The following is a 13,168-nucleotide window of genomic DNA, read 5'->3' as shown; positions in this document are numbered from 1 at the left end:
CGCAGCGTAATACACACGCCGCCATCTATGACGCATTGCGGCTGTGTAAAGACTTTTGATGGTGACCCTGTAGGAGCCATCATGCTCAACACCCTTCTTCCAATCCTGCTGTTCGCCGCCTTGGGCCTTGGTGTCCTTGGCGCCTTGCGGCGGGTGGCCATGTGGCGCAACGGGCGTGCGTCCAAGGTCGATCTCCTGGGCGGCCTGCTGGCCATGCCCAAGCGTTACATGGTCGATCTGCACCACGTGGTCGCGCGGGATAAATACATTGCCAACACCCACGTCGCGACGGCGGGTGGTGCGGTGGCGTCGATTGTTCTGGCGATTCTGGTCCACGGTTTCGGCCTGCATAACCGCATCCTCGGTTACGCGCTGCTGCTGATGACGGCGGTGATGTTCGTCGGTGCGATCTTCGTTTATAGGCGTCGCCGCAATCCACCAAGCCGCCTGTCGAAAGGCCCGTGGATGCGCCTGCCGAAAAGCCTGCTAGCGTTCTCTGGTTCGTTCTTTCTGGTGACCTTGCCGGTCGCGGGCATCCTTCCGGAAAACTTCGGTGGCTGGCTGCTGGCAATCATTCTGGGGATCGGCGTGCTGTGGGGCGTTTGCGAGCTGTTCCTCGGCATGACCTGGGGCGGCCCGATGAAACATGCTTTCGCCGGTGCGCTGCACCTGGCTTGGCACCGTCGTGCCGAGCGCTTTGGCGGCGGTCGTTCCACAGGCCTCAAGCCGCTGGACCTGGCCGACCCCACTGAGCCGCTGGGCGTGGAAAAACCCAAGGATTTCACCTGGAACCAATTGCTGGGTTTCGACGCCTGTGTGCAGTGCGGCAAGTGCGAAGCGGCGTGCCCTGCGTTCGCCGCCGGTCAGCCGCTGAACCCGAAAAAGCTGATTCAGGACATGGTCGTCGGCCTTGCCGGCGGCACCGACGCAAAATTTGCGGGCAGCCCATATCCAGGCAAGCCGATCGGCGAGCACAAAGGCAACCCGCATCAACCGATCGTCAACGGTCTGGTCGACGCGGAAACGCTGTGGTCGTGCACCACCTGCCGCGCCTGCGTGGAAGAATGCCCGATGATGATCGAGCACGTGGACGCCATCGTCGACATGCGCCGCCACCTGACCCTGGAAAAGGGCGCGACCCCGAACAAGGGCGCCGAAGTGCTGGAAAACCTCATCGCCACCGATAACCCGGGCGGCTTTGCGCCACGCGGTCGCCTGAACTGGGCGGCGGACTTGAACCTCAGCCTGATGAGCGAGAAGAAAACGACTGACGTACTGTTCTGGGTCGGTGATGGCGCGTTCGACATGCGCAACCAGCGCACACTGCGCGCCTTCGTCAAAGTGCTGAAAGCGGCGAAGGTCGACTTCGCCGTGCTCGGGCTCGAAGAGCGGGACAGCGGCGACGTGGCTCGTCGTCTGGGCGATGAAGCGACGTTCCAGATGCTCGCCAAACGCAACATCCAGACGCTGTCCAAATACAGCTTCAAGCGCATCGTCACCTGCGATCCACACAGCTTCCACGTGCTGAAAAACGAGTACGGCGCCTTTGACGGCAATTACCTGGTGCAGCACCACAGCACCTATATGTCCGAGCTGATCGGCGATGGTGCGCTGAGCCTGGGTCAACACAAAGGCTCCAGCGTGACCTATCACGATCCGTGCTACCTGGGCCGTTACAACGGCGAGTACGAAGCGCCGCGTCACGTGCTCAAGGCGCTGGGCATCGAGGTCAAGGAAATGCAGCGCTCCGGTTTCCGCTCCCGTTGTTGCGGCGGCGGTGGCGGCGCGCCGATCACTGACATTCCGGGCAAACAGCGTATCCCCGACATGCGCATGGAAGACATCCGCGAAACCGGCGCCGAGCTGGTGGCCGTGGGTTGTCCACAGTGCACGGCCATGCTCGAAGGCGTGGTCGAACCGCGGCCGATGATCAAGGACATCGCGGAGCTTGTGGCTGACGCATTGCTCGAAGACGCGGCCCCGGCCAAACCGGCTCCCGCCAAACGTGAACCTGCGGAGGCGCATTGATGAGCGATATTATCCGCCGCGACCCTCGTGCCGAGTGGATCGCCCGCAACCGCTTGCACCCTCTGCATGCGGCCATGCAGCCGGCACAAAGCAGCTGGATGGGACCGAACGGCGTCATTCGCAAGAACGTACATGGCATCGGTTTCATCGGCCCCAATGGCATCAAACGTATCGACCGCAGCGGCGCGCAACAGGGCGGCACCACCAAGCGTTCGGCTTCTGTCGAGGTGCAATTGCCGTTGCATCAGGTGACCGAGCCGTCTTTCTATATTGTCGTGGTGCCAGACATGGTCGGTGGCCGCCTGAGCAGTCACGACCGCGACCTGCTGGGCCTGGCCCATGGCCTGGCAGGCAAGGACGGCGCTGTACTGGCCGTGGTCTTCGGCGAGCATAAGGAAAGCGCGTTCGAAACCGCTGGCGTGGATCGTCTGCTGGTATTGGAAGGCAACGAATTCGCCGGTTACTCGCCGGAGCAGCGCGTACAAGGCTTGCGGGCTGTGGATAACCAATTCGACCCACGCCACTGGCTGCTGCCTGACAGTCGCACCGGTGGAGGCGAATTGGGCCGTCGTTTTGCCGCTAGCCTGGGCGAGCGCCCGGCGACGCGGGTCTGGCAGGTCAAGGACGAGCAGGCCACTGGCCGCGCCGGCGCTGGTCGCGAAGACATCTCGCGGACCGTTTCTCGCCTGATCCTGGCTGCCGCCGAGTGCGCCGAGCCGGTCAGTGAAACTCGCCATGAAGCCCTGCCGGTCGAGTTGTCCACAACCATCGCCCGCAGCCTGCCGCGCATCGAAGACCTTGGCGCGGTAGCGGTCGACCCTGCACTGATCCCCATGGCCGAAGCGGAATTCATTTTCTCCGGCGGCAATGGTGTGAAGGACTGGGCATTGTTCCATCGAACGGCGGCCGCACTGGGCGCCACTGAGGGCGCTTCCCGCGTGGCGGTGGATGATGGCTTCATGACCCGCGATCGTCAGGTGGGCGCCTCGGGGACCTGGGTCACGGCACGTGTGTATGTGGCTGTGGGTATCTCGGGTGCGATCCAGCACTTACAAGGCATTGGCGCGTGCGACAAAGTCGTGGCGATCAACCTCGACCCGACATGCGACATGGTCAAACGTGCTGATTTGTCAGTGATCGGCGAGAGCGCTGAAATCCTCAACGCGCTCATCGAAGCGGTCGAGGCCTACCGAAACGAGGCGAAACGCGATGCAGCCTGACAAAAATCTGCCTGTGGATAAAGCTGCCCTGCATGTGATCAGTCTGGTCTCCATCGGCGCGCACCCGACTTCCGGCCGTCCGCGCCGCGCCGAACAGGATGCTCGCGCAGTTGAAATGGGCCTGCAATTGGCTGGGGATAACTTGCACGTACTGCACGCTGGCAATGCCGATGAGCCCGCGCTGCGTGCTTACCTCGGCATGGGCCTGAAAGAACTGCACGTCCTCGATCAACCTGACGGCGCCGATGCGCTGCCGGGCCTGAGCGATTACATACGCGAATCCGGCGTACAGCTCGTGCTTGCCGGTACGCAAGCGGAAACCGGAGAAGGTTCTGGCATGCTGCCCTACCTGCTTGCCGAAAAACTCGGCTGGCCACTGGTGGTGGGCATGGCCGAGGTCGAATCCATCAGCAATGGCGCAGCCCAGGTGCTTCAGGCGCTGCCGCGCGGCCAGCGCCGCCGTCTCAAGGTCCGCCTGCCATTCCTCGCCACTGTGGATAACGCCGCGACCAAACCGCGCCAAAGCGCTTACGGCCCGGCGCAGCGCGGCACACTGGATGTGGAAGAGATTGAGGTCGTCATCGACGATTTGTTAGCAGGTGCGGAACTGACCCCCGCTAAACCTCGCCCGAAACGCTTGAAAGTGATCAAGGCAAAGAGCGGTGCAGACCGGATGAAGGCTGCGACAGCGAAAGCCAGCGGCGGCGGTGGGCAAGTGCTCAAGGGGGTGAGCCCCCAGGAAGGCGCTGCGGCGATTTTGAAGTTGTTGGTGGAGGAGGGGGTGGTGCGTTAAGCCCTGCTTCGTTAAACGCAAAAGGCGCCCGAGTGGCGCCTTTTGTGTTTAAGGCAGTGGGTCATCAAGCGCTACTCTTGTATTGCTTGGGGCTGTGTCGACGATCATCACATCGAACACCTGCTCAATGACCTGACGCGGGCCCTGTTTCAGGCTCCAAGTGAAGAAGACGAGGCAGCCGAGCAGCATGATGAAGCATGCAGAGCCAATGACGCTCTGCGATACGCCAGTCCAGAAGCCTGGTCGGGCAGATCGTATCTCGTGACTGGCTTTAGCTGCATACATCTCTTCCATTTCCCTTGTTTCATCAGCGAGAGATGCTTTCAGAAAATCCACCGCAAGCTGTGCTGCCTGGCTCCGGTAGCTTTCAAGGACTGACACGTTGTTGCTCATGTCGTGAAACGCCGCAAGATCGGCGTCTGTCGGGAGTTCACCGTGCTTGTCTTTGAATGCCAGGATGTATTCGATTTTCTGACGCTTGTATTGCGAGTAGGCGAGCTTGCCAACGATGTCGTTATCGTCCGCAACCAATGCGTTATAGATGTGGTTGTAGTTTGCTTTTGTCATGCAAACTCAGTCTCGCGCAGCTTTGCATACGCAGAGGCAAAGGCGCTGTTGATCTCTTCTATCGTTCTGGGCCGGAAGGTGACGATCCCCAGTAGTTCTCGTGGAAGCTTTGCAGGGCGGCCTCGGTGCTCGATTAGATGAGCATTGGCCCTCAAGACCACGTCGCGGGTGAAGGGTGATCTGATTTTCATGATTGAGTCCGTCAGTCAGGTTATGCAGGTAACGAGTTTAAGGTGCTGTGTGAGACGGCGATGTCAGACGTTTCCGATTCTTCAGCCCTCCAACCTGCCCACATACCCACAATCCCTGTTAGCCCACCCGTGGATAAACTGTTCGGCCATCTCTGCAGGTCTCGTATTACGCGGCGTCGAGGCCGAAGGTCAAAAACTAACCAGCCTATCTTGTGGTTTTCAAACGCATTTTCTCCACGGTGATCTTTCCTGCCAGCACAGATCTGCTCACATTCTCTGTGCGCGTCTATGTGGATAAGTTGTTGGCTATGCCCTGCAGGCCATATAGATCGGGGCTTTCAAGAAATTGTGCAAATATTAATCAATTCGACAATTCTCTGACGACCACGCGCTCGTTTTTGTGAATTTTGCCAGTCATTACTGTTTTCCACAGTCATCAGCTCACGGTTGGAAGTTGCGCACAATCTCTGTTGGTGATCCTGTGGATAAGATGTTTGTGGTCCGCTATGGCCTTCGTAGGACGGGGCTTGCAGCGACTTGATCAAAATATGATCAGCTATTTGTCATTCACGCAGAGGTGAATAAGTCACGGTTTTTTCTCGGTATTTGCACAGGCGAGAAGCAACTTGCCCACAATTGCTGTGAGTTGTGCTGTGGATAACTTGTTCGTGGATGCTGGGGAGGGGCGGCGGGGTTGGTGCTGTACCGTGTTGAGCGTTTTTTGACCAGATGGGGGCGCCAACTCCTGTGGGAGCCGTCAAAGTCGGCTCCCACAGGGGACAGGGGTTTGCGATTACTCGTGATTAACCGCCACACCCTTCAAATAGGGCGCGGGCTCTGCTCCCATGTTTTCCAGGAGCTTGGCGCTGTACCAGTCGATGAAGTTGACGACGCCGAACTCGTAGGTTTTCGAGTACGGGCCTGGCTGGTAGGCGACGGAGTTGATACCGCGCTGATTCTCTTCGGCCAGGCGACGGTCCTGGTCGTTGGTGGCGTCCCAGACCTCACGCAGGCGCGCGATGTCGTAGTCCACGCCTTCGACGGCGTCTTTGTGCACCAGCCATTTAGTGGTGACCATCGTCTCCTGAGCGCTGATCGGCCACACGGTGAACACGATCACGTGGTCGCCCATGCAATGGTTCCAGGAGTGCGGCAGGTGCAGAATGCGCATCGAGCCCAGGTCCGGGTTCTGGATGCGGCCCATGAGTTTCTTACTGCCTTGCTGGCCGTCCATGGTCATGGACACCGTGCCTTTAAGCAGGGGCATGCGCACGATGCGGTTACGCAGGCCGAAGCTCTTGTGCAGGTAAGGGATTTTTTCGGCTTCCCACGCGGCAGCGGATTCAGCGACGTGGTCCTTGAATTTCTGGTCGGCGCGAGGATCGTTGGTGTCGTCCCATTCCAGCAGGGTGTTCAGCAACTCAGGGTGCGAACCGCTGCAGTGGTAGCACTCGCGGTTGTTTTCCAGGACCAGCTTCCAGTTGGCTTTTTCCATCAAGGTGGTTTGCACCGCCACCTTGGTGTTTTCCATGTCGTACGGTTCCATGTAGTGATTCAGGGTCTGCAGGAACTCGTCGATGGCTGGCGGGTTCTCCGCCAGGCTGATGAAGATGTAGCCGCCAGACACCTTACAGTGCACAGGCTTGAGGCTGAACTTCTGCATGTCGAAGTCCGCGCCCATTTCGGTGCCCGCGTACAGCAGGCGGCCATCGAGTTCGTAGGTCCACTGGTGGTAAGGGCACACCAGTTTGGCGACCTTGCCTTTTTCCTTGGTGCACAGACGCGAACCGCGGTGGCGGCAGACGTTGTGGAACGCGGCGATCGAGCCATCTGGCTTGCGCACGACGAGGATCGGGTTATTGCCGATTTCCAGCGTAAGGAAGTTACCCTTGGCCGGAATTTCACAGGTCATGCCCGCGATCAGCCATTCCTTTTGAAAGATTTCCTGCATGTCGATTTCAAACAGCCGCTCATCGCTGTAGAAAGGCTGCGGCAGCGAGTACGTGCGCTCGCGGGTCTGCAGCATCTCGGCGGTTGCCTTGCGTGCGGGTTCCAGCGGATCGCCCAGGCTCAGAGTTGCGGTGACGTCCATCTTTCAAGTCCTCAGGCCGTGTGTGTGACGACCTACGAATGTGGCTAATACGGTTGTGTTGTGTGTCTGGCACGCGAGGCGACCGCGTTGGAAGTCGCTCATGTTTATTAGGTAAAAAATCTGTATTGGATTGACGGCGAGTGTGTAGCCGGTCGCGACGCGAACCTTATCCATGGGCGACATGGCCGAATCCGTTTCCGACTACGTAACCCCTATAGATCGGGCCTGGTCGCCATAAGTATGTGAATGTCGCTGATAGGTAAATAGGCGGCTCCTGCGTTACGCAGAATCGCCACCATAAGAGGCCGACAGTCGGCCGTGGAGAGTGAGTATGTCCCAGAGTTTCCTCAACCCGGTCACCACGCAGACCTGGGCCAATGGCCGCCACCTCGTGCGCGTCGTCAAAGTGATCCAGGAAACTTGGGATGTGCGCACGTTCTGCTTCATGGCCGATCAGCCGATCCTGTTCTTTTTCAAGCCGGGTCAGTTCGTCACCCTGGAGCTGGAAATCGAAGGCGTGCCGGTCATGCGCTCCTACACCATTTCCAGCTCGCCGTCGGTGCCTTACAGCTTCTCGATCACCATCAAGCGCGTGCCGGGTGGCAAGGTGTCCAACTGGCTTCACGACACCCTGCACGAAGGTCAGGAGCTGGCGGTCCACGGGCCGGTCGGGCTGTTCAACGCCATCGACTTCCCGAACCCGAAGATCCTTTACCTCAGCGGCGGGGTCGGCATCACGCCGGTCATGTCCATGGCGCGCTGGTATTACGACACCAACGCCAACGTCGACATGGTCTTCGTTCACAGCTCCCGTTCGCCCAAAGACATCATCTACCACCGCGAACTGGAGCAGATGGCGTCGCGCATCAATAACTTCTCGCTGCATATCGTCTGTGAGAAGCACGGTCTGGGCGAGCCATGGGCCGGTTACCGCGGCTACTTGAATCAGAAGATGCTGGAACTGATGGCGCCGGACTTCATGGAGCGCGAGGTCTTCTGCTGCGGCCCGACCCCATACATGAATGCGGTCAAGCGCCTGCTCGAAGCCAACGGCTTCAACATGGCCCAGTACCACGAAGAATCTTTCGGCGCGACCCCGCCCGAAGCCCGCGCTGACGCCGTGGAGCACGCCGAACAGGCCGCCGACGCGCCGGAAGTCGACGTCTCCGAACTGCATCAGGTGGAATTCACCGACACCGGCAAGAGCATCCGCGTGGCGCCGGGCGAAACCGTCCACGCAGCGGCTGCCAAGCTCGGCCTGATGATCCCCAAAGCCTGCGGTATGGGCATCTGCGGGACCTGCAAGGTGATGAAGCTCAGCGGCGAAGTCGAGATGGAACACAACGGCGGCATCACCGACGACGACGTGGAAGAGGGTTACATCCTGTCGTGCTGCAGCATTCCGAAAGGGGATGTGCGGATCGAGTATTGATCAACTCGGCGTAAAAACACCTGTGGGAGCGGATTCATCCGCGATGGGCTTTTCAGTCGACAGATAGGTATCGCCTGGCTGGCCTCATCGCGAATGAATTCGCTCCCACAGTGTTTGTGCGCCTTGCTTGATGAGTCGTTACAACCTGAACCGCGCCACCATCCCGTTCAAATCCACTGCCAGACGCGACAGCTCGTTGCTCGCCGCGCTGGTCTGGTTGGCGCCGGTGGCCGATTGAGTGGACAGGTCGCGGATGTTGACCAGATTGCGGTCCACCTCGCGCGCCACTTGCGCCTGCTCTTCTGCCGCGCTGGCGATCACCAGATTGCGTTCGTTGATCTCGACCACCGCACTGTTAATGGTGTCCAGCGCCAGGCCTGCGCCTTTGGCGATGCTCAGCGTCGACTCGGCGCGTTCGGTGCTGCTACGCATCGAGTTCACGGCCTGTTCGGTGCCGCCCTGGATGCTGCCGATCATGCGTTCGATTTCGCTGGTCGATTGCTGGGTGCGATGGGCGAGGGCGCGAACTTCATCGGCCACAACCGCAAAACCACGGCCCGCTTCGCCAGCACGGGCGGCTTCGATGGCAGCGTTGAGGGCAAGCAGGTTGGTCTGGTCGGCCAGGCCGCGAATCACGTCCAGGACTTTGCCGATGTCTCGGGATTCGTCAGCGAGGTTACCGATCAGCGTTGCGGTGCCCTGCACGTCGTTGCTCATGCGTTCGATGGCGCTGACGGTTTCCTGCACCAGGTCACGACCGTCGCTGGCCGAGGTGGTGGCGTTTTTCGATGCTTCGGACGTGCTTACGGCATTGCGAGCGACTTCTTCCACGGCGCTGGTCATCTCGTTGACGGCGGTGGCGGCTTGTTCGATTTCGTTGTTCTGTTGCGATAGTCCGCGAGCGCTTTCGTCGGTGACGGCGTTCAGCTCTTCTGCCGCCGAAGCCAACTGAGTTGCCGAGCCGGAAATGCGTTGCAGCGTGTCGCGCAGTCTCGACTGCATCTTCAGCATGGCGCTGAGCAGGCGGCCGGCTTCATCGGTGCCATCGACAGTGATGGTCCGGGTCAGGTCGCCTTCGGCCACTTCTTCAGCCGCTTTAAGCGCGGAAGCAATCGGGCGGGTGATGCTGTTGGTCAGCAGCCAGGCGAACAGGAGGGTCAGCACGGTGGCAATGATCAGCAGCGTGACGACCATCGTGAAGGCGGTCGAATACTGGTCCGAGGCCATTTTGTTGGTGTCGTTAAGCTGCTGGGTGTTGATCTCCACCAGCTTGCCCAGCGCCACGTTCATCTGGTCGGAGTTGGTCTGCAGGTCGTTATTGAGCAAGGCCGTGAGGTCGTCGAGCTTGTTGGCGTTGCTCAGCGATTTCATGCGGTCTTCGAGGTTGCGGTAGTCGCCCAGCAGCTTGACATACTGATCGTATGTGGCTTGTTCTTCGGGGGCGGCGATCAATTTGACGTAGATCGCGCGGGCTTCCTCGATCTGGCGATTGCGCATGGCCAGCAGCTCGATGGTTTTTTGCTGGGTGTCGGCTTCGCGGTTGAGCATCAGACGGTACGACAGCACACGCAGGCGAATGCTGGCTTCGGTCAGTTTATCCAGCGCCTTGATGCTCGGCATGCTGTTGGTCGCCATGGTCTCGGTGGCGTCGTTGATCTTGCTCATCTGGGCCAGCGCGAAGACGCCGAGCACCAGCATCAGCAGGCCAATGATGGAAAAGCCAAGAAACGCGCGGGGCGCGATGTTCATATTACGCAGGGACATGAAGGTTTCCTGAGAAAGCCGCGATCCATGCGTGCAGAAGGAGTGTGGAGGAGATGCACGGCTTATCGGTCGCGCTCGCCGAGACTTGAACACTTGGGACATCACTGTGCGTTTATGCCGCAGGAGGGTGATCTGACGAACAGCAGGAACAAGACACGGAAATCGCAGTCAATCAGGTCCGTTATGCGTTTGCGGAATTGAAGCGAGATGTGCGCTTTCCTGGTCGGTGTTGTGGCGTGAATGCCCTGATTTCACTGGTAGCTTGAGTGACTTTTCTTTATCGTACGCGCCCTTTGAAATTTGCCTGAGAAATCAAAATGTTGGAAGCATCCCTTAGCCAGTTGGAAAAGCTCGTCAGTGACCTGGTGCAGCAAAATCAGGACCTGCAGAACACGAACGCACAGCTCGCCGATGAGTTGAAGCAAGCCAGGGATGACAACGACAGCCTGCAGCTGAGCCTGCTGGAGCAGGAAGAGAAGCAGGGCGCCACCGCTGCCCGTATTCAGGCACTGGTTGACCGCGCCACCAGCGTCAGCGCGGTCGGCGCATGATCATCGACCGCGATGCCGCCAAGGTCATTTCCATTCTGGGCAACGACTACACGATCAAGGCGCCTGAAGGTCAGGAACAGACCTTGATGGAGGCCGTGGTCATGCTCAAGTCGGCGTTGTCCGAAACCAAGCGCAACTACCCGACCCTGATCGGCGACCGCCTGCTGGTGCTGGCGGCGCTGAATCTGTGCTCGAAGCAGATCGAACTCAAGCAGCAGCATGCCGAAGAGCTGAGCCGTTATGAGGAGAAAGTGAGCGCGACGGTGGAGGTGATTGAGAAGGTGATTGCGCAGGGGTGAAGCTTCTGCGGGCCTGATTGGCTTACACCCTCGCCCCGACTCTGAGATCTCTGTGGGAGCGAATTCATTCGCGATTGGCAGGTACATCCGACACATCGAGGTCGGATGTACCCTTTTTCGCGAATAAATTCGCTCCCACAGGGGGTATGTGATCAGGCTCCCATCACCAGACGGATATCCGCAGCCAGTTCACGCACGCGGGCTTCTTCGGTGTCCCACGAACACATGAATCGCGCACCGCCGCTGCCAATGAAGGTGTAGAAACGCCAGCCCTTGGCGGTCAGTGCGGCAATCGCCGCTTCCGACAGTTGCAGGAATACGCCGTTGGCTTGCACCGGGAACATCAATTCCACTCCCGGAATGTCCTTCACCAGCTCGGCGAGTAACTGCGCGCAGCTGTTGGCGTGGCGAGCGTGTTTGAGCCATGCGTCGTTTTCCAGCAGGCCGACCCACGGCGCCGACAGGAAGCGCATTTTCGACGCCAGTTGCCCGGCCTGCTTGCAGCGATAGTCGAAGTCTTCGGCCAGCTTGTGGTTGAAGAACAGAATCGCCTCACCCACCGCCATGCCGTTTTTCGTGCCGCCGAAGCACAGCACGTCGATGCCGGCCTTCCAGGTCAGTTCGGCTGGCGTGCAGCTCAGGTACGCACAGGCGTTGGCGAAGCGGGCGCCGTCCATGTGCAGGTTCAAGCCCAGTTCCTTGCAGGTGTCGCTGATGGCTTTGAGTTCTTCGGGCAGGTAGACGCTGCCAACCTCGGTGGCCTGGGTCAGGGTGACGACGCGGGGTTTGGGGTAATGGATGTCGGCGCGCTTGAGGGCGACTTCGCGAATCGAGGCGGGCGTCAGTTTGCCGTTCTCGCTGCGGGCAGTGAGCAACTTCGAGCCATTAGAGAAGAACTCGGGCGCGCCACATTCGTCGGTTTCGACGTGGGCGGTTTCCGAGCAGATGACGCTGTGATAGCTCTGGCACAACGACGACAGCGCCAGGGAGTTGGCCGCCGTGCCGTTGAAGGCGAAGAACACTTCGCAGTCGGTTTCGAACAACTGGCGGAATTGATCGGCGGCGCGCGCTGTCCATTGGTCGTCGCCATAGGCGCGTTGATGGCCATGATTCGCTTGTTCCATGGCCGCCCAAGCTTGCGGGCAGATCCCCGAATAGTTGTCGCTGGCAAACTGCTGGCTTTGGTCTGACATGGCCGGTTCCCTGTAATCGAAGGCTGCGACTGTAGCGAACATTCCATCGTTTGGTCATGCATTCTTGCGTCAGAACATTCAGTAAAACGGCGGGCAGCAAATGAGTGGGGCGACATGAGCGAGACGACGGCGATGACTCCCCCGACGCGTGACCGGGCCCTGGACCTGCTCAAATGGCTGGCGGTGCTGAGTATGGTGCTCGACCATTTGCGCTACGTCGGCTGGCATGCCGACTGGCTGTATGTGCCGGGACGCCTGGCGTTCGCGTGGTTCTGCCTGGCGATTGCGGTCAATGTCGGGCGCGGGATTACGCGCTCGGAGCAGCCCCGCGTGAGCTGGAAATACCTCACATGGATGGCGGCGTTTTCCGTCATCGCGGAATTCCCTTATCAGCTTTACATGGCCGATGAAGTCACCACGTTCAATGTGCTGCCGACGCTGGCGCTGGGGCTGCTGGTGGCGCAGGGCGCGGTCAGCCGGTCGTGGCCGGCGCGGGTCCTGGGAGTTGTTGCGCTGGGGATCGGTGTCGCATTTGCACCGCGGTTGATGTTCGGCGCTTATGGTGTGCTGCTCCCCGCCGCGTTTCTGCTGGTGCTGCGCGGGCCGCTGTGGCTGGCGGTGGTGCCGGGGATCGTCTGTTTGTTGAGCAACGAGTGGCCGAAGATCATCGACGGCATGCTGTGGGGCGATCCCATTTCGGTTGGCGCGTTGGTCGCCTGTTTGTTGGGGCCTTGGTTGGGTTTGGCGCTGTTGCGTTGGCGTCCGGGGTTTGCGGTGCGGCCGATGCACAAATGGGCGTATCTGATTTATCCGCTGCATTTTGTGGTGTTGTTCGGTGTCCGCAATTTGCTTGTCTGACGCCTTCAAACCCTGCCCCCGATTTTGTGGCTGGCAGGTAACCTGTGGGAGCGAATTTATTCGCGAGGCGGGGGTACATCCAATGCGGATTGATCGTCTGCACCATTTTTCGCGAATGAATTGGCTCTGTCTGCGTAAAGTGTTGCTGGCAGCTAAGCTTGTAAAGTCGACATTCGTTTT

At 59.6% G+C, this 13,168-nt stretch carries 11 protein-coding genes; 7 read left to right on the top strand and 4 right to left on the bottom strand.

Translation table 11 applies throughout. From position 1 onward, the window contains the following. Window positions 1–81 precede the first annotated feature (81 nt). The 3 genes from dgcB to etfB are packed head-to-tail and all read left to right on the top strand — an operon-like array spanning window position 82 to window position 4,041. Window positions 82–2,028, top strand: coding sequence for a dimethylglycine demethylation protein DgcB (gene dgcB, locus AC07V9_RS29495; RefSeq protein ID WP_495019149.1), 1,947 nt, complete (start codon window positions 82–84; stop codon window positions 2,026–2,028). After that, the gene (gene etfA, locus AC07V9_RS29490; protein ID WP_495019148.1) at window positions 2,028–3,248 is read left to right on the top strand and encodes an electron transfer flavoprotein subunit alpha; all 1,221 of its coding nucleotides are present in this window, start codon (window positions 2,028–2,030) and stop codon (window positions 3,246–3,248) included. Before dgcB ends, etfA begins: the two co-directional genes overlap by 1 nt. After that, entirely contained in the window at window positions 3,238–4,041 is an 804-nt protein-coding gene (gene etfB / locus AC07V9_RS29485) for an electron transfer flavoprotein subunit beta (protein WP_495019147.1), read from the top strand. Before etfA ends, etfB begins: the two co-directional genes overlap by 11 nt. A gap of 48 nt (window positions 4,042–4,089) precedes the next feature. On the opposite strand, the gene AC07V9_RS29480 is transcribed toward etfB, so the two are convergent. Next, a complete protein-coding gene (locus AC07V9_RS29480; RefSeq protein ID WP_495019146.1) occupies window positions 4,090–4,608 on the bottom strand; it encodes a hypothetical protein in 519 nt (172 codons plus the stop codon). 984 nt (window positions 4,609–5,592) lie between these two features. Beyond that, the gene (gbca, locus tag AC07V9_RS29475) at window positions 5,593–6,891 is read right to left on the bottom strand and encodes a glycine betaine monooxygenase oxygenase subunit (protein WP_495019145.1); all 1,299 of its coding nucleotides are present in this window, start codon (window positions 6,889–6,891) and stop codon (window positions 5,593–5,595) included. Between the two features lie 331 nt (window positions 6,892–7,222). Between gbca and gbcB the strand changes: the two genes are divergently transcribed. Further along, a complete protein-coding gene (gene gbcB / locus AC07V9_RS29470) occupies window positions 7,223–8,323 on the top strand; it encodes a glycine betaine monooxygenase reductase subunit (RefSeq protein ID WP_495019144.1) in 1,101 nt (366 codons plus the stop codon). Window positions 8,324–8,461: 138 nt separating this feature from the next. On the opposite strand, the gene AC07V9_RS29465 is transcribed toward gbcB, so the two are convergent. Further along, window positions 8,462–10,087: a methyl-accepting chemotaxis protein gene (locus tag AC07V9_RS29465; RefSeq protein ID WP_495019143.1), complete on the bottom strand. Its 1,626-nt coding sequence runs from the start codon at window positions 10,085–10,087 to the stop codon at window positions 8,462–8,464. 317 nt (window positions 10,088–10,404) lie between these two features. Between AC07V9_RS29465 and AC07V9_RS29460 the strand changes: the two genes are divergently transcribed. Together AC07V9_RS29460 and AC07V9_RS29455 are read left to right on the top strand one after the other, a co-directional pair. Further along, window positions 10,405–10,638 (top strand): hypothetical protein, encoded by a 234-nt coding sequence (locus tag AC07V9_RS29460; protein WP_495019142.1) that lies wholly within the window; start codon window positions 10,405–10,407, stop codon window positions 10,636–10,638. Then, a complete protein-coding gene (locus AC07V9_RS29455; RefSeq protein ID WP_495019141.1) occupies window positions 10,635–10,937 on the top strand; it encodes a cell division protein ZapA in 303 nt (100 codons plus the stop codon). Before AC07V9_RS29460 ends, AC07V9_RS29455 begins: the two co-directional genes overlap by 4 nt. 152 nt (window positions 10,938–11,089) lie before the next feature. Here the strand turns inward: AC07V9_RS29455 and AC07V9_RS29450 are convergent, their stop codons facing one another. Then, window positions 11,090–12,130, bottom strand: a complete 1,041-nt coding sequence (locus AC07V9_RS29450) for a threonine aldolase family protein (RefSeq protein ID WP_495019140.1) — start codon at window positions 12,128–12,130, stop codon at window positions 11,090–11,092. A 114-nt stretch (window positions 12,131–12,244) separates the two neighbouring features. Here AC07V9_RS29450 and AC07V9_RS29445 point away from each other — a divergent pair, with 114 nt between their 5' ends. Then, window positions 12,245–12,988: a TraX family protein gene (locus AC07V9_RS29445; protein WP_495019139.1), complete on the top strand. Its 744-nt coding sequence runs from the start codon at window positions 12,245–12,247 to the stop codon at window positions 12,986–12,988. Window positions 12,989–13,168: the final 180 nt, after the last annotated feature.

The sequence above is a fragment of the Pseudomonas sp. GW821-FHT02A11 genome (assembly GCF_059421985.1).
The sequence above is the reverse complement of the archived record's forward strand: the minus strand, read 5'-3'. Positions and strand labels throughout refer to the sequence as shown.